The 15,839-nt window shown below is 62.9% G+C and carries 14 protein-coding genes; 9 read left to right on the top strand and 5 right to left on the bottom strand.

Annotated elements, in window-relative coordinates:
• Window positions 1-76: 76 nt before the first annotated feature.
• Window positions 77-1,654 (bottom strand): hypothetical protein, encoded by a 1,578-nt coding sequence (locus tag EA187_RS08715; RefSeq protein WP_127779996.1) that lies wholly within the window; start codon window positions 1,652-1,654, stop codon window positions 77-79.
• A gap of 252 nt (window positions 1,655-1,906) precedes the next feature.
• Here EA187_RS08715 and EA187_RS08710 point away from each other — a divergent pair, with 252 nt between their 5' ends.
• Complete coding sequence (locus EA187_RS08710; RefSeq protein ID WP_127779995.1) at window positions 1,907-2,752, top strand: DUF6261 family protein; 846 nt, start codon at window positions 1,907-1,909, stop codon at window positions 2,750-2,752.
• A gap of 372 nt (window positions 2,753-3,124) precedes the next feature.
• Here the strand turns inward: EA187_RS08710 and EA187_RS08705 are convergent, their stop codons facing one another.
• The gene (locus tag EA187_RS08705) at window positions 3,125-3,466 is read right to left on the bottom strand and encodes a gamma-butyrobetaine hydroxylase family protein (protein ID WP_115606045.1); all 342 of its coding nucleotides are present in this window, start codon (window positions 3,464-3,466) and stop codon (window positions 3,125-3,127) included.
• A 485-nt stretch (window positions 3,467-3,951) separates the two neighbouring features.
• Here EA187_RS08705 and EA187_RS08700 point away from each other — a divergent pair, with 485 nt between their 5' ends.
• On the top strand, window positions 3,952-4,389 hold the full coding sequence (locus tag EA187_RS08700; protein ID WP_127779994.1) for a CBS domain-containing protein: 438 nt from the start codon (window positions 3,952-3,954) through the stop codon (window positions 4,387-4,389).
• Window positions 4,390-4,551: 162 nt separating this feature from the next.
• Here EA187_RS08700 and EA187_RS08695 read toward each other — a convergent pair whose 3' ends face one another.
• Window positions 4,552-5,496 (bottom strand): hypothetical protein, encoded by a 945-nt coding sequence (locus EA187_RS08695; protein ID WP_127779993.1) that lies wholly within the window; start codon window positions 5,494-5,496, stop codon window positions 4,552-4,554.
• A gap of 180 nt (window positions 5,497-5,676) precedes the next feature.
• Here EA187_RS08695 and EA187_RS08690 point away from each other — a divergent pair, with 180 nt between their 5' ends.
• The 5 genes from EA187_RS08690 to EA187_RS08670 all read left to right on the top strand — a co-directional run bounded on the left by EA187_RS08690 (window position 5,677) and on the right by EA187_RS08670 (window position 10,151).
• Complete coding sequence (locus EA187_RS08690) at window positions 5,677-6,426, top strand: non-canonical purine NTP pyrophosphatase (RefSeq protein WP_127779992.1); 750 nt, start codon at window positions 5,677-5,679, stop codon at window positions 6,424-6,426.
• A 344-nt stretch (window positions 6,427-6,770) separates the two neighbouring features.
• Window positions 6,771-7,034 carry a hypothetical protein gene (locus tag EA187_RS08685; RefSeq protein WP_164856133.1) on the top strand — a complete coding sequence of 88 codons (264 nt, stop codon included), beginning with the start codon at window positions 6,771-6,773 and terminating at the stop codon, window positions 7,032-7,034.
• A 209-nt stretch (window positions 7,035-7,243) separates the two neighbouring features.
• The gene (locus EA187_RS08680) at window positions 7,244-7,999 is read left to right on the top strand and encodes a hypothetical protein (protein ID WP_164856132.1); all 756 of its coding nucleotides are present in this window, start codon (window positions 7,244-7,246) and stop codon (window positions 7,997-7,999) included.
• A gap of 411 nt (window positions 8,000-8,410) precedes the next feature.
• Window positions 8,411-9,247: a hypothetical protein gene (locus EA187_RS08675; RefSeq protein ID WP_115606055.1), complete on the top strand. Its 837-nt coding sequence runs from the start codon at window positions 8,411-8,413 to the stop codon at window positions 9,245-9,247.
• Between the two features lie 133 nt (window positions 9,248-9,380).
• Window positions 9,381-10,151, top strand: a complete 771-nt coding sequence (locus EA187_RS08670; protein WP_127779990.1) for a hypothetical protein — start codon at window positions 9,381-9,383, stop codon at window positions 10,149-10,151.
• Between the two features lie 105 nt (window positions 10,152-10,256).
• On the opposite strand, the gene EA187_RS08665 is transcribed toward EA187_RS08670, so the two are convergent.
• The gene (locus EA187_RS08665) at window positions 10,257-10,787 is read right to left on the bottom strand and encodes a hypothetical protein (RefSeq protein ID WP_115606059.1); all 531 of its coding nucleotides are present in this window, start codon (window positions 10,785-10,787) and stop codon (window positions 10,257-10,259) included.
• A 568-nt stretch (window positions 10,788-11,355) separates the two neighbouring features.
• Between EA187_RS08665 and hmgA the strand changes: the two genes are divergently transcribed.
• Entirely contained in the window at window positions 11,356-12,669 is a 1,314-nt protein-coding gene (gene hmgA / locus EA187_RS08660; protein WP_127779989.1) for a homogentisate 1,2-dioxygenase, read from the top strand.
• A gap of 144 nt (window positions 12,670-12,813) precedes the next feature.
• On the opposite strand, the gene EA187_RS08655 is transcribed toward hmgA, so the two are convergent.
• Window positions 12,814-13,185, bottom strand: a complete 372-nt coding sequence (locus EA187_RS08655) for a DUF3703 domain-containing protein (RefSeq protein ID WP_115606063.1) — start codon at window positions 13,183-13,185, stop codon at window positions 12,814-12,816.
• A 351-nt stretch (window positions 13,186-13,536) separates the two neighbouring features.
• On the opposite strand from EA187_RS08655, the gene EA187_RS20610 reads away from it, so the two are divergent.
• On the top strand, window positions 13,537-15,690 hold the full coding sequence (locus EA187_RS20610) for an Ig-like domain-containing protein (protein WP_206524227.1): 2,154 nt from the start codon (window positions 13,537-13,539) through the stop codon (window positions 15,688-15,690).
• Window positions 15,691-15,839 lie beyond the last annotated feature (149 nt).

Here is a 15,839-nt window from a genome sequence, read left to right as displayed (position 1 = left end):
AGCCCGGAAGCGAAACGCCCACATCCGAAAAAGGACGTGGGCTCATGTAAAAACAACGAGATTCGGGAATCGAAAATCAGAAGACTTCGACAAACTTCATGGATATCTCGCCACGGTAGTCGGTCACCAGCGCGATAGGGGAGTCCAGCGCGTCGAAGCGGACGACATAAAGGTCCGTAACGCGGTCGGCGCCGGAGCCTGTGGTCGTGGTCATCGTCAACCATTCGCCGTTCGGCGAGACCGCGGAATCCAAAAGAAGCTCAGATCCGGGCAGCGTTAGGGCGACTTCCGCCATAGCGGGAGTCTCTAGATCGGTGCGAAAAATTGCCTTCTGATCCGTACTCGGATGGTTGCCTGTGAAATAGATAGAGTCCGACTGGAGAGCCACAAACCCATCCGGCTCGCCATAATATCGGCCTGCGATTTGATCGGCGATCTTGTGGCCGGTCGTCGGGTTGTCGCGGTGAATCAAATAGGTCTCTCGATCATAAATCGTCAGGCTCTTGTAGCAGAGGAGCACATCGCGATGGTGCGGTTCATGCATTGTGATCGTACCCAGTCCGTGCAGCGCGTTGGAAAACTGGGAAAAACAACCCGCGGAGCCTTGGCCGAGTGAAAAGTTATGAGCGATGACCTCGTCAGTCTCAATATCCCTCCAGTTTATATATGCAGTGGACGTGGCTGGCTCGTAGGTGATGAAGACGAGATCATCGCCACCGGGACCCCATACGAAACTCTCGAGTCCACCGATACCGGAGTCGAAGGTGAGCGTCTCGCGCTCGGTCCAGGTGTCGAGGGAGCCGACTTCCAGCGTGCGCACACCGTTCTTTTCAACGATCAACGCGATGCGTCGGCCCTGACGGTCGAGACTCCATCGGTACAGTTCGCCATCAAGGGTGAGCTGCTCTAGCGCTGTCGAACCATCAAAAGCCCTCTTGTACAAGCTCTTAACGCCGTCTTCATAAACCTCAACGACCGAGGTCTGCCCGTCGGCTGTGACGATGGTGCCGTCGCTGTAGCCTATTCCCTCCATATCAGGGGCTAAGGGTTCATAGGAGACCGGAGACACAGGCAGAAAGCTATTGGGGGTCGAGCTCGTTCTCGTTCGGCGCACTGAGATCCGCAGGCGTTCGCTTCCTTCCGTCGTAAAGATTTGCCCGCCAGGGAAGTTTGCGTCGATGACGCGCTCGTTTTGCAGAGTGTCGAGATCCACGCGATACAGGACATTCGACTCGCCCTCCTCACGGGCGTAGACCATGGCGGTCGCGTCGGAGGTAAACGCATTCGTCCTCTCCATAATGGGCTCGGTTTTTGAGGCGTCGTCGATGCGAATCGCCTGCCCCGGATTAGCGAGGTCGACGTAGTAGAGTTCTTCAAGCCCCTGATCGCCGCCTAAGGAGTAATGAAGGCAGGTCGTCTCAGCACAGGGTAAAATCGAGTCGTTCCCACCGCCGTTATCACCCGAATCGGCGTCGGTTCCACTATCGCCCGTATCGGCGTCGGTCCCGCTATCGCCCGTTCCGCTATCGCCCGCATCGACGCTGGCATCACCCTCGACGCCGGTGTCGCTCACTACATTGTCGCCGGCCGGTTCGCTGCATCCGGCGATAGCCAGCGACGCCGTCAGTAGAAGTACACGACATCGAACACTCATTCTTAAATTCATCATAAAGCGGGCCCGGGGCGCGAATTTCGGTGACATGAAACAGGATTTGGAGAGAGTCCGAGAAAGCACAACATAACGCAACCCTTGATCAGCTTTCAGGAAACGACCAGATAGCCACCCTTCTCCCCTCCCTCCCTCTTTGCTACCCTCGCTGGCATTACACCCAACCTGCAGTCAGCGGCGAGCATGGCGGTCATGCGCGCTGGTGAGGTTGCGCTACCCTCAAGGGGAGGTATCGCAATGCGCATTGTGTCTCAGAGTGAATTCTTCAACTCCTACGCTCTTCCGCCCTCGCGCCTGGGCTGGGCCGCTCGCCGCGCCCGGGAGGGGATTGGGAAGGTGGAGCCGGCGGCGCCGCCGGAGATCGGGGCGTGCAATGAGGGGCTGATCGCCATGACGGAGCATTACGCCGAGCGCCACCGCGCCTGGCAGACCGCGCGTCGCGAAAGGGCGGCCCCCGAGCTGGCGTTGAGCGACAACAAGCTCGACAAGAGTTTTTCCAATTTCGTGAGCCGCGCCCGCATGGAGGTCGAGGACCACGGCAAAGACTCGGTCCGCGCTAAGGCCGCCCAGAAGCTGCTCGATGGGCCGCTCAACGTGGAGGTGTTCGCCGTGACCAACACCGCCCGCGAGGACCAGGAGGCGATTTTGCGCTCCATTCTCAACGACCTGGAGGCCAGCTATGCGCAGGATATCGAGGCCTGCGGCCTGAGCGCGTCCTTTGACGTGCTGCAGGCGGACTTTAAGGCCTTTGCCGAAGCGATGAGCCAGGCCATCAAAAGCGAGGCCGCTCCGACCACCGAGGAGCTCCAGCAGCTGGCGGCCGATATCTCGTCCAAAAGCGTGGAGCTGATCCACCGCGTCAACGGCGCCTACCCCACCACCAGCGAAGAGGACCGCAAGAATCGCTCGCTGATTCTGGGGCCCTTCGCCCTGCAAAACGACCGCGCCGCGGCGTTCTACCGCCGAAACCGCGGCCAGAATACCCTCCCCGACGTCGACCTCGACACGGGCGTCGACGTCGTCGTCACCGACGAGAACGCCCAGGCTCCCGTCGGCGACGTGAGTGAGCCGGCAAACGCCTGATGCTGAACAGGCTTTCAAGATTTATGATGGCGAAAGTGTTCTAAAACACCCAAATCGCCATTCGATGAAGCGCCCGGGCGTTCTAGAACCCCCGGGCGCTTCATAGATGATCAAAAAAAGGGTTCGCAAACCTTCGATGCGCTCATCCATGAGCAGCACCGGGGTTCGCAAACCCTTTTTTTGATCATCGAGGAGGAAAATGAAGGTTCACAAACCTTCGATGCGCTCATCCATGAGCGAGATGAGGGTTCGGGAGCCTTCGGCACGCTCATCTACGAGTGGGCGCCGGTGGTTCGCGATGTGGGTCGATTCGTGAGGGCGTTGGGGGGTGCGCGCCCGAGCCCGAGCCCGAGATCGAGCTACCCGCTCCCCTCAGCGATACTCGTCGCTTAACCCCTTCGGCATGCAGGCCGGGCAGGGGCAAAGCTCGCGCAGGCGCTGGAAGGCGTAGATGCCGGTGTCGTGCCCGTCGGCAAACACGATGTTGATGGCGTAGTTGCCCACCTGGCGTACGTCGACGACCTCGGCCTGGGAGGGCTGATGCTCGATGAAGCGGTGGGGGCCGCTGGTGTGGCCCTGGCAGCGGGCGCAGGGGCAGAAGCCGCGCAGGTAGCGGGTGGGGTAGACGGCCTCGTGGTCGTCGCTGAAGACGATGCGCAGGGCGCGGGCGGCCGATTTGTATTCGATTTCGGTGGGGTGGGGGACGTAACCCATGAGGTATTCCCGGGGTTTGGGGGAGGTTGGGGAGGAGGGCCTGTGGCGGGCGGATGATAGGCGGTAGGGGCGGTTGGGCCAAGGGGTTCGTGCTCGACCTCGTACTCGTGCTCGAACTCGTACACCACCGGCCGCTCACACGAATCGCCCCACATCGCGAACCCCGGCGCTTCACAACCACCCAACCACCCAACCACCCAACCCCAAAGCGAACCCGCCAACGCCCACACAAACTTCCCGACCCCGCAGACCCCGGCGCTTCACAACCACCCAACCACCCAACCACCCAACCCCAGAGCGAACCCGCCAACGCTCACACAAACTTCCCGACCCCGCAGACCCCGGCGCTCACGTGTGGGTAGCGGGGGGGGCTTGACCGGCTGGCGAGCGCCTTAGCTTTGAGGTGAACTGAGCGCGTCGAAAGTCGTGCTGGAGCCAACCCCTCGACCTGATGATGTACTTCCCGCTGAGAGAAGGAGCCCGTTATGATCGAAGCCAGTGAGTTGATGACCGGAAATCCGGAGCGTGCTGAGGTGACCGACCCCTTGCGGGAGGTGATTCGTAAGCTTATCGAGCTCGACGTGCGCCACCTGCCGATCGTGGAGAATAACGAGCTGGTGGGGATGATCAGCGATCGGGATTTGCAGGGGCTGATGGTGCCCGATGGCTCCGATCTGGAGGTGATGCGGCTGAGCGATCCGCGCTTTGATCAGTCGGTGAGCTCGGTGATGCAGGGCGATGTGATTTCGGTGCATCCGGAGACGGACGTCAACGATGTGATCGAGCTGATGATCGACCAGAAGATCGGGGCGGTGCCGGTGGTCGACCCGATCACCGGGGCTCTGTTGGGGATCGTGAGTTATGTGGATGTGATCCGCCACGCCCGCGATTATTTCAGCGGTGAAGAGAGCGCGGCTCCTTAACGCGCGCGTTCCAGATCGAGGGCCCGGAGTGCCCTGGACGCATGAACGTCTGAACGAAAAAACGCGCCGCGAGAAGCGGCGCGTTTTTTTGTTTTTTGTTCAGGGCAGAGGTTGTGGATCTGGCGGGTCGGCGAGAGCTGCACCGGTCGGGCCTGATTGAAGTTATTCGTAGAGGGCGGGCAGGGTCATCAGGCGTTGAACGACCTGGTCGGGCTGGAGTTCGCCCTGGATCAGGGCGTGGGCGCCCTGCAGGAGGTGCAGGTCGAGGTCGGCGCGCTCGGCGCTTTTGTGGAGGGTGTCGACGAGCTGCAGGGACTCGCGGGCGGAGGGGCCAAAACGCTCGACCAGCGCGTCGGCGGAGGTGTCGGGGTGGGCTCCCAGGTGGCGGCCGATCTGGAAGTCGACCGAGCCCTGGAGGTGGGTGTCGGCGTAGAGGGAGCCTGCGCCGGCCAGGCCGAAGGTGGTGCGCTCAAAGCCCTGGCGAAAGACGACAAAGCGCGACATCTCGGCGAGTCCCCGGGCAAAGAGGGTGGCCTGGAGGCTGGAGCCTAAGGAGAGGGCGTCAGCCAGGCCGCTGAGCAGGGCGATGGCGCGGGCGTAGGCCCCGCAGATCTCGGCGCCGACGATGTCCTGGGAGCGGTAGACGCGAAAACTCCCCGACATCAGGGCGTCTTCCACCAGGTCGTGGACCTCGGGGAAGAGGGAGGCGCAGACGGCGGAGGCGGGGTGCCCGGCTTCGATGTCGGTGCGCAGCATCGGGCCGCCCAGGTAGCCGATGCGCTGGGTGGGGGTCTCCTCCTGGAGGATGGTGGAGACGCTCTTCAGCGTGCCCGGCTCCAGCGCGCGCAGGGTGTGCACGATGACGTGGCGACCGCTGATGACGTCGCCGATCTGGCGGGCGATCTGGCGGCAGCGGGCCATGGGGGCGGCGAAGATGATCAGGGTGACCTCGGCCAGGTCTTCGAGTTCGACGCGTTCTCCGGGGAGCTCGTCCTCTTCGCAGACTTCTCCTGGGTGCCAGACCTTGATGTCGCAGGCGCCCATGGCGAGCAGATGGCGAGCGACGTCTCCGACGCCGGTGGAGCCGACAAATCCAACGCTGATCATGGGTGAACCTCGGGGGAGTAAGGGGTATAAAAACTCTGTCAAAGGGCGTTGTAGCCGGGCCCAAAGCCTGATAGAGCGCGGCCCACGGGAGCGTGCTCTGGCGCAGAAGTTGCGCGGCACGAAGCAAAGAACGCGGCGCGCGGCGTCGAGATGATGGTACGAGACAAGGTGTAGGTCCAGATGGAAGAGCTTTCAACCTCGACGGTGCCCGAGGGCGCGTTTGTGATCGCGACGGGCAACGCTGGAAAACGCCGCGAGCTGTCAAAAAGCCTTGGCGAGCTGCTTGATGCGCGCTGGGAGGTCTTTGACCGTAAAAGTTTTCCGCACACGCTCGAAGAGGTGGTGGAGGACGCCGACACCTTTGAGGGCAACGCCATCAAGAAGGCGTTGTGGACGGCGCGCGATACCGGTCGTGCATCTCTGGCCGATGATAGCGGGCTTGTGGTCGCAGCGCTGGGTGGGGCGCCCGGGGTTTATAGCGCGCGCTACAGCGGGGAGGGGGCCACGGATGCGAGCAATAACCAGAAACTTACCGAGGCCATCGCGAAGCTGGATGCGTCGACGTGGGCGGGGGAGGCCGGACCGGCGGCGCGTTTTGAGACGGTTCTCTGTCTGGTGCTCGGCGCCGACGTGGTCGGCCGCACGCTGCTGGCGCGCTGTGGCCTGACCCTCGATGAGGTCCCGATGGGCGCGCCCCGCAATGAGGGGGAGCTCGTGCGGGTGGGGGAGTGGGCGGTGGTGTGGTTTCGCGGCCGGGTCGAAGGGCAGATCGTCTGTGAGGCGCGCGGGGAGGGCGGCTTTGGCTACGACCCGCACTTCTACGTCCCGGCGCTGGGCCGCACGATGGCCGAGCTGACGCTTGAGGAAAAAGGCGCGATCAGCCACCGGGGGGTGGCGGTGAAGAGGTTGCGGGCATTTTTCGGAGTGTAGGTGCCGAGCGCCCCAGGACGACGCTGGCGGTGTCGCTGCGTCGTCGCGGTAGCGCTGCTACTCGCTCCTCCTGGCTCCTTGCCAGGTGCCGAGCGCCCCAGGACGACGCTGGCGGTGTCGCTGCGTCGTCGCGGTAGCGCTGCTACTCGCTCCTCCTGGCTCCTTGCCAGGCGTCGCCCTGGATGCGCTCGGGTTGGGGGGCATTTGGGGGAGTTGCCATAAGCGTTGTGGTTGTGTGGTTGAGGGGCGCCGGGGTTTGCGGGGGAGGTCGATTTGTGAGGGCGTTGGGGGGTGTGCGGGTTGTGGTTGTGTGGTTGTGTGGTTGAGGGGCGCCGGGGTTTGCGATGTGGGGCGATTCGTGTGATCGGCCGGTGGTGTACGAGGTCGAGGACCTGATCGAGATCGAGCATGAGGTCGAGGTCGAGGTCGAGCACGAGGTCGAGTTCGAGGTCGAGTACGAGGTCGAGTACGAGGTCGAGCACGAGGTCGAGTACGAGGTCGAGTTCGAGCTACGAGCCCGAGCACGAGCCCGAGCCCGAGCCCGAGCTACCAGTACGAGCTCGAGCCCGAGTTCGCCCGCCCTCACCTCCCATAAAACGCGTTTTTAAAGGGGGGGACGGATGTCTTAGCCCCGGCCCTCGGGCCTGTGGTAGAGCTCGGGCACGCACATAAGTCTGTACGATGTCATGTCGAAGGGCCCGGTTCCCTTCCCTCATTCTGGCGAGTCGCTGTGATTTCAATTCGGGTACGTTGGACGGTGTTGGCACTATTCCTGGTCCTGCTCTCAAGCGCGGGGTGTACACCCACGACGACGTTGATGAGCGCGCGGCAACTGGAGGCGGGGGAGGTGGCGCTGGGTGGGGCGGGGGATTGGCCGGGGCAGGAGTACTGGCCCCGGCTGGCGGCCTACGGGGTGGTGGGGGTGGCCGAGAAGGGCGATCTGGGGGTGTTGGGCGGCTATGATTTTGTGACGGCCAACCTGGGGTTGAGCGCGCGGGCCTACCCCGGAGAGGGGTGGATGCTGGGGGTTCAGGTGGAGGGACGGCGCGATGTGTGGCGAAGCCGGGACACGAGCGAGCGGCCGGATCCGGTGGCGGATCGATTCGTGGTGACCTCGCGTATCTCGTCGGCGGTGCGTAAGCGGGGCGGCGCGTATGTGGGGGTGGAGGGGACGTTGCTCAGCGCGCGCTTCTACAATTCGGAGACGGAGACGTCGACGCTGCGGCTGTGGGGGGTGGGCTTTGGGGGCTTTGTGGGGGCGGAGCGACGCCTTTCCAAAGGCTGGAGTTTGCAGGCGGAGATGATGCTGCGTCCGCTCCTGATCAACATGTATTACGAGCAGATCGACGTCTTTGAGTTCATGGAGGAGGGCATCGGGTTTCAGGGGAGTGTGGGGGTGAACTACCGTTTCGGGGGCGGCGATGCGCAGCCGCCGCTCCGGCCCAGTGAGGCGGTGCCTGGCGAGGGCGAGTCTGGCGAGAACGAGTCTGGCGAGAACGAGTCTGGCGAGGACGACGTGTCCGGGGAGGATGGTGTGCCGAAGTATGGCGAGGAGGGGGTTCCGCTGTACTAGCATCGCGCTGTGATAATGCCGGTGATGTAGGACCGTGGGTTGAGCATCGACCCGTGTTTATGCGGGTGAGATGCGATCGTGGAGGTGGCGGCTTCTCTGCTGTGTATGAAGTATTGCGGTCGGAACACGTAGCTGTGTTATGACGCCGTGGGCTACCGATAATGCCGCGTCTGCTGCATCGAGAGCAGCGCGGATGGGCCTCGACGACGCGAAAGCAGCGTCTGCGTTTTACGCCGTGTTCGGTATGTCACGCGCGATGGTGCATGTACCGGTATCAGCGTCTGCTTGCGGCGTCGGAGCAGGTTGGTGTGTTGAGTTGAGAGTGAATGAACCGAGGCGCGTTTTGCGCCGAGTGAGCCTGGCCAGAGCACAGTATGGCGTGTGCGGCCGGCGATATCAGGAGATTCTGGGATGATGGTGACGAAGGTGGGTGTGAAGGTTGGCGCGCTGGCGCTGGCGTTGAGTCTGGGGGCGGGGTGCTCCTTTACAACGATGGAAACCGCGCGCCAGCTTGAGAGTGGCGAGGCGGTGGTGGGCGGGGGCCTGGACTGGCCGGGGATTTTGTACATCCCGCGCGTCTCGGCCTACGGCAAGGTGGGGGTGGGGGAGAAGGCCGACCTGGGCTTGCAGGGCTCGTTTGCTTTTGCGACGGCCAACCTGGGGGCGACCGCGCGAATCTATCCGACCAACTGGCTGACGATGAGCCTGCAGAGCGATGCGATCTTCGTGGTCAACGACTTAAGTGGCTCCAGCGGTCCGCTGGATAATACTCGGACGCTGCTGGTGTTCACGCCGCGGATTTCGACGGCGGTCAACGGCGATGATTTTCTCTACGGGGGCATTCAGTCCAACGTGCTCACGGGCTGGGAGCACACGGAGAATGGCAGCGATACGGCCTACACCTTTCAGGGCGCCACCATCGGCGGGTTTGCGGGCATCGAAACGGAAATCTCGCCGGGCCTGAACCTGCAGACCGAGCTTATTTTGATGCCGGTGACCGTGGGTGATGACGGGGTCAACGTGATCTTCTCGGAGGGGGGCGGGCTTCCGGCGCTCTTTCAGTGGAGCGTGGGCTTGAACTACCGCTTTGGTGGAGAGCCGGAGGCGGTGATGTATCTGGAGCCCAGCGAGGAGCCGCCGGTGCAGACGGGTGCGCCGGCGAACCCGCAGTCTGAGCCGGCATCGAAAACCCTGCCGGAGCCGGAGCCCGCTCCGGAGTACGATAAGGGCGGGGTGCCGATCTATTAAACGCGGGTGGGGCCGGAGCGGATCCCGACAGATGACGTCTGGCGTCGGGGGCGCAGAACACCATGGTGATCGATGGAGCTGATACCTGAGAGGGCGGGAGATGATGATGGCGAGGTGGCGTTCGAGACTTTGTGTGTTGGTTCTGGCCCTGGGCGTTGGGGCGGGGTGCTCGCTGACGAGCCGGGAGACCGCGCGTCAGCTTGACCATCATGAGGTGGTGGTCGGCGGCGGCATCGACCTGCCGGGGAATGAGACGGTTCCGCGAATCTCGGGCTACGGCAAAGTCGGGGTGGGAGCGCGGGCGGACCTGGGGGTTCAGGGCGGGTTTGCGTTCGCGACGACGCATGTGGGCGCGTCGGCGCGTTATTATCCGACGCGCTGGTTGACGCTGAGTCTGCAGACCGAGGGAATCATTGTGGTCGACAGCCACGCCGTCGACTTCGAGGACTACGCTGCGGGGCTTGTGGTGACGCCGCGGATCTCCACGGCGGTTCGGGGGAAGATGCCACTTTACGTCGGGGTGCAGGCCAACGTGCTCAGCGGCTGGCAGTATCTGGAGAACAGCAGAGAGACGCGCTTTGGGTATGAAGGCACCTTTGTCGGCGGGTTTGTGGGGATGGAGGGGACCATCATCTCGGGATTGGGCGCGCAGATGGAGCTGATCGTGCTGCCGCTGACGTTACATGAGGGAGGAGCCTCATTGTTTTTCGGGGGAGATGTGGTGATCCCGGTCCTTCAGTGGAGCGTGGGTCTGAACTACCGCTTTGGCGGAGCGTCGGAGGCGAAGGGGTTGGAGCCCAGTGAGGCACCGCCGGTACAGGCGAATTCGCCGGTGAAGCCGCAATCTGAGCCGGAGCCGGAGCCCGCCCCGGAGTACGATAAGAGCGAGGTGCCGGTCTACTGATCGCCAGGGAGGGAGAGGGGGGGCCATCGAGCGCAATTTATCTGCGTAGAATCTGGCTGATGTGCAACTCCCGGACGGGCCATCTTTCGACGACCTCGGGTGAGGTCAGGGAGAAGAGGAGGGGCGATTCTCGTCGTGGGGGTGGGTGCGGTCGTGGCGAATCATGACGATGACCGCGTCGTGGTGAAGAGCCTGGAGGCGCTCCAGCTGGTGATCGGCCCGGTCGCGGAGCTCGGTGAGGGGAAATGTTTGCAGTTCGGGGTGGTGGTCGCAGGCCAGGAGGAGGGTGCGCCAGAGGCATTGTTTGGCGCGAATACCGCCCTGAAGCCCCTCAAGCTCCAGGACGCGACTTAAGGGGGAGTAGCGCACCACTTCATTGTTGAGTTTGAGCCGGCCGAGCTTTTCGGCGACGCGGGCGCTGGCGCCTTTGACGAGGGAGGGAGAGACGTCGAGGGTGCGCAAAATGTTGCGCAGCACCGTGGCTTCGTCCTCGAGCTCATCGGCCAACTCGCCGACCGTATGGCCGACGGGGTTGGCGGTGTTCTGGGAGGCGATACGCCTGGCCAGGCTTACACCGGCGGTGGCCGCGGCGTAGTGATCCTGGAGGTAGGTTTCGAGGTAGCGTTTTTCGCTCATGGCAGAGTCCGTCGGGGGGCGAAGCGGGGTGAGTGTCGTTTGAAAGATGCGCACGTGGGGGCACCTACCAACACGCGGGCGGCGATGGGCGTTACTACGCCGTGAGCCAACGTTGACGCCATGTCTGCTGCATGGAGAGCCCCCTGAGCTGCGTTACAAATCCTCGAAGATGCTGAAGCATCGCCTGCGGTTTGCGCCTTGCTCAAGACGCTCTCAATCTCGCATCCAAAGGCGTCACCATGGCCTCACGGCGTTATAAGGAGGGATGAGAGCGGGGCGAGGAGGTGGGGACGGAAGTGTGACGATGAGGCAAAAGCGCGACCGGGGGTCGTGCGTTTGCCAGCTGCGATGATGGGGGAGGGATGAGCGGGGGGCGCGTAAGGTCGCGTGTTTATGCGAGTGATGCATGACCGTGGGTTGGACATCTTCGCCGGAGACGCTGCGGCAAATTGTCGGTGCGACGTTCGCAGCGTTGCCACTGTGCGGCCGGCGCGTTATCCCAAATGGGTGAAACGCATCGTGCCCATTGATTCAGACGTGGTTTGCAGACACTGGCCGGAGAGACGCTATGACGCTTGAGTACATGACCGGGTTTGGCAACGACTTTGAAACCGAAGCGCTCGAGGGGGCGTTGCCCCGAGGGCGCAACTCGCCGCAGCGCGCGCCCTACGGGTTGTATGCCGAGCAGCTCTCCGGCTCGCCATTTACCGCGCCGCGCAGCGCCAACGAGCGCAGCTGGCTCTATCGCATTCGCCCCTCGGTGCGGCATATGGGCGAGTATGAGCCGGTGGAGGTTGCGCACTGGCTGAGCGCGCCGACGACTGCGGGAGGGGGACTGCCGATCGGGCAGCGGCGCTGGGATCCGGTGGCGATTCCCGAGGAGCCCACCGGCTTTGTTGACGGCGTGCGCACCATCTCGACCGCCGGCGACGTGGTGGGTCAGACGGGCATGTCGGCACACCTCTACCTGGTCAACCGGAGCTCGGAGGATGACTATGTGATCAACGCCGATGGCGAGCTGATGTTCTTGCCCCAGGAGGGCTCCATTCGCCTGGTGAGCGAGCTGGGCGTGCTGGAGGTCGAGCCCGGTGAACTGGCGGTGATTCCGCGCGGCATGGCCTTTCGCTTTGAGCTCGTCGACGGGCCGGTGCGCGGCTACCTCTGCGAGAATTACGGTGGCAAATTCACGCTTCCGGAGCGTGGCCCGATTGGCGCGAACTGCATGGCCAACGCCCGCGATTTTAAATACCCGGTCGCTTATTTTGAGGATGTGGAGCGCCCCTCAACGATCCATATCAAATGGTGCGGGCGTCATTATGTGACGGCGATCGGCCATAGCCCGCTTGATGTGGTGGCCTGGCATGGCAACTACGCCCCCTACAAATACGATCTTCGCGACTATTCGCCGATCGGCGCGATCCTCTTTGACCACCCCGATCCCTCGATCTTCACCGTGCTCACGAGCCCCTCGGGGGAGGCAGGCACGGCGAATATCGATTTTGTGATCTTCTCGGATCGCTGGCTGGTCGGCGAAGACACCTTCCGGCCGCCCTGGTACCACCGCAACATCATGTCGGAGTTTATGGGGCTGATTTACGGGCAGTACGACGCCAAGGAAGAGGGCTTTTTGCCCGGGGGCATGAGCCTGCACAACATGATGCTGCCGCATGGGCCGGATACCGACGCCTTTGAGAAAGCCTCCCGCGCCGAGCTCAAAGCTCAGAAGCTCGAGGGGACGATGGCCTTTATGCTGGAGACGCGTCTGCCCCAGCATCTGACCGACTACGCGGCCGGTCTCAAGACGATGCAGAAGGATTATATCGACTGCTGGAAGGGGCTTAAAAAGCGCTTCGACGGCACGATCGAGGGCGACTGGAGCTAACGCAGGTCAAAGGGGCGGGTGGCGAGAGGGTGACCGACCTGGAATCGAACCCTTCGGCACCGTCGGCACCGTCTTCGGCATGAGGATTGGCGACGATCCGACCCCGGGTCGTGACGATATGCGATCCGGGGTCGGGCAAAACCCTCAGTTGCCGGCATGCTCGTTGAGCAGTGTTTTAAGATCGTCGGGGATGGGCATCGGGCGCAGCGCGGAGACGTTGGCACCGCCGGTGTTGCCGGTGGGGATGGTGCCCACGAAGGATTTAACGCCGCCGATGAGGAGGCGAGGGATCTGGCCCAGAACTTCGCGCCAGGACTTGATGTGGAGCCCGAAGCGCAGCATGCGCCAGTGAGCTTTTGAGTGCTCCAGGGGGAAGGCCTGCCCCAGGATATGCGCGCGTTCCAGGTGGCGCCAACTCTCGGCGAAGCGCTCTTCGGCCAGAGCGAGGGTGGCGCTGGCGAGCTCGTGGTTGAAGAAGGGGCGAAGGGGAGAAGGCATGGTGGTGTGGAGTTTCATCAAGGCTCCTGTGCGCGTCTGAATCGTCGACATATGTCGGGGGGGAATCAGGGCGATCTTCGATCGTCGATGGCGCCCTGAGCTCGCGGTGCTGCCGTGTCTGCTGCGTTGAGAGCATGTGTCGACGTCAGCACCTGCCGGCGTAGTAACAAAAAGACGCACGCGGAGGGGGGCAGCTTACATAGTGAACACTGGCTTCGTCCCGGGGCGCTCGGAGAATGCCCAATACGTTATTGAGATGTGCTTAATAACTCTTTACAAGGGGGGCCGGTTCGAGACGAATATGGAAACGATGTGACACGAATGGGTGAAAGACGGAGCATCGGCTTCGTCATCTGCATGAGGTTTGAGATGGTAAAACGAGGTCTCTATGGGCTGGCAGCCCTCGGGATGACGGCGTCGATGGTGGTGCCCGCGGTCGCGTCGGCGGATCAGGTGTTGGTCTTTGGGGACGCTAGTGGGTCCCGTACGTCTGTCGAGGTCGAGTTGAGGGCTCAGGGTCATACGGTGAGAAGCGTGGCCACGCTGCCGGCAACTCTCGATGGGTACGACTCGATCTGGTCGTTCTACGCGTTCGATGAATTGCCAGCCTCCAAGCATTCTGCGCTTCGGGCCTTTGTGGAGGGGGGCGGCGGACTCTACCTGAGCGGGGATCATGATGGCTGCTGTGGGGCGAACAACGACTCGGTTGAGGCGGTCATCAACGCCCTTACTGCCGATGGTGTTCAGCTGGGCAATCAGGGGACTATCGATGCCCCCTATGTTTTCAGCGCGGTAGCGCCCGGAGGGCTTACGACGACTCCAAACACCCTCACGACACTGGGACCGGGTATGCCCGGAGGCATATCTCAGGTTCCTGAGGAAAACATCTTTCTTCGGAGCGCCGGAAACACTCCGGTAGGAGCGGCCTGGACCGCCTCGGATATGGTGAGGGGTAAGGGGCGCGCGGTCGTACTGATGGACGTGGACTGGTTTCGCCGGAGCGGTGCCAACGCGTTTATCGAGAATGTTCAGACCTTTTTATGCGATGACAGCGACGGCGACGGCGTCTGTGCTGCGCGCGATGCTTTTGACGCTCAGCCCGATGCCTACAGCACCCTTGAGGATTCGTCGCTCGACGTGGTCGCGCCCGGGGTGTTGGGCAATGACGTGTATGAAGGCAACAGAACGAAGATCGCGCAGCTCTTGAGCGAACCGACCCACGGTCAGCTCGTGTGGAACACCGATGGTTCGTTCAGCTACTCGCCCGACGCGAACTTCAACGGCACTGATTCGTTCACCTACCGGGCGACGGACGGGGTGAAACACACATTGCCGCTGACGGTGACGATCACGGTGACGCCGGTCAACGACGCGCCCTTCTTTGTGGACCCCACCCCCGAAGACGGCACGGTGTTTGAGGTTGGCGAGGGCGAGCTGCTGGAGATTCAGTTTCTGGCCGACGATGTGGACGGCGAGTTGCTGACCTACAGCGCCGGGGCTCTTCCCGCGGGGGCGCAGCTCTATGCGATGACTGGCGAGCTGATGTGGTCGCCGACCTGGGAGGCGGCTGGAAGTCACGAGGCGGTGATCTGGGTGAACGATGGCTATCTCAGAGATGAGCGCACCATCACGCTGATCTCCACCTTCCTGGATAACGATGAGGATGGCCTCCCCGACACCTGGGAGCTCTCGGTGGGGCTTGATCCGACGACTCCCGACAGCGACGACGACGGCATCTCCGATGGCGAGGAGGTGGGAGACGATCTGGCGAACCCCATCGACACCGATGAGGATGAGGTGATCGACGCGCTTGATGACGACAGCGACGGCGACGGCATCCCCGACAGCGAAGAAGCCGGCGACAGCGACCTGGCCACGCCCGCGATCGATAGCGATAACGACGGCACGCCCGACTTCCGCTCGCCAGATAGCGACGGCGACGGCGTCGACGACGGCGATGATAACTGCCGCCTGGTGGCCAACGCCGATCAGCTCGACACCGATGATGACGGCGAGGGCGACGCCTGCTCCGACGATAAGGATGGCGACGGCGAGGACGATGCCTTCGACAACTGCCCGCTCATCGCCAACGCCGACCAGGCCGACCTCGACGACGATGGCGTGGGCGATGTGTGCGACGGTGACCTCGATGGCGATGAGGTCGATAACGACGACGACAACTGCCCGCTTATCGCCAACGCCGATCAGGCCGACCTCGACGGCGACGGCATCGGCGACGCCTGCGACGAGGACATCGACGGCGATGGTCTGACCAACGACGAAGAAGACGAGCTGGGCACCGACCCGGAGAATTCTGACACCGATGACGATGGCTATGAGGATGGTGAGGAGGTCGAGCAGGGAACCGACCCCAACGATCCTCATAGCTTCCCGGGAAGCTGGGAGTCGCTTTCTGGCGAGGGCTGCTCCTCGACGGGTTCGACGCCCTCAAGCCTTGCGTGGGTTCTGGCGGCGCTGGGTGCGCTGGGTTGGCGTCGGCGCCGCGCTGAGAAGGGCTGCTAAGCCGGCCTGATACGACCTGCGCTCATGAGCGCAGACGCCCCGCACCTTGTAAAAGAGGTGCGGGGCTTTTTTATGCGGCTGCGGGCTCGGGCTCGATGACTGACCCGGGCTTGATGACCGACCCGGGGACGGACAAGGTCCAGTTTTTA

It is taken from the genome of Lujinxingia sediminis (assembly GCF_004005565.1).
Lineage (GTDB): Bacteria > Myxococcota_A > Bradymonadia > Bradymonadales > Bradymonadaceae > Lujinxingia > Lujinxingia sediminis.
Note: the sequence above shows the minus strand (reverse complement) of the source record. Positions and strands in the feature narration are given on the sequence as shown.

What these genes read in the sequence shown, in the direction of transcription:
- EA187_RS08715 (WP_127779996.1), bottom strand. Translation starts at nt 1,654, where the DNA reads ATGAGTGTTCGATGTCGTGTACTTCTACTGACGGCGTCGCTGGCTATC.
- EA187_RS08710 (WP_127779995.1), top strand. Translation starts at nt 1,907, where the DNA reads ATGCGCATTGTGTCTCAGAGTGAATTCTTCAACTCCTACGCTCTTCCG.
- EA187_RS08705 (WP_115606045.1), bottom strand. Translation starts at nt 3,466, where the DNA reads ATGGGTTACGTCCCCCACCCCACCGAAATCGAATACAAATCGGCCGCC.
- EA187_RS08700 (WP_127779994.1), top strand. Translation starts at nt 3,952, where the DNA reads ATGATCGAAGCCAGTGAGTTGATGACCGGAAATCCGGAGCGTGCTGAG.
- EA187_RS08695 (WP_127779993.1), bottom strand. Translation starts at nt 5,496, where the DNA reads ATGATCAGCGTTGGATTTGTCGGCTCCACCGGCGTCGGAGACGTCGCT.
- EA187_RS08690 (WP_127779992.1), top strand. Translation starts at nt 5,677, where the DNA reads ATGGAAGAGCTTTCAACCTCGACGGTGCCCGAGGGCGCGTTTGTGATC.
- EA187_RS08685 (WP_164856133.1), top strand. Translation starts at nt 6,771, where the DNA reads ATGTGGGGCGATTCGTGTGATCGGCCGGTGGTGTACGAGGTCGAGGAC.
- EA187_RS08680 (WP_164856132.1), top strand. Translation starts at nt 7,244, where the DNA reads ATGAGCGCGCGGCAACTGGAGGCGGGGGAGGTGGCGCTGGGTGGGGCG.
- EA187_RS08675 (WP_115606055.1), top strand. Translation starts at nt 8,411, where the DNA reads ATGATGGTGACGAAGGTGGGTGTGAAGGTTGGCGCGCTGGCGCTGGCG.
- EA187_RS08665 (WP_115606059.1), bottom strand. Translation starts at nt 10,787, where the DNA reads ATGAGCGAAAAACGCTACCTCGAAACCTACCTCCAGGATCACTACGCC.
- hmgA (WP_127779989.1), top strand. Translation starts at nt 11,356, where the DNA reads ATGACGCTTGAGTACATGACCGGGTTTGGCAACGACTTTGAAACCGAA.
- EA187_RS08655 (WP_115606063.1), bottom strand. Translation starts at nt 13,185, where the DNA reads ATGAAACTCCACACCACCATGCCTTCTCCCCTTCGCCCCTTCTTCAAC.
- EA187_RS20610 (WP_206524227.1), top strand. Translation starts at nt 13,537, where the DNA reads ATGGTAAAACGAGGTCTCTATGGGCTGGCAGCCCTCGGGATGACGGCG.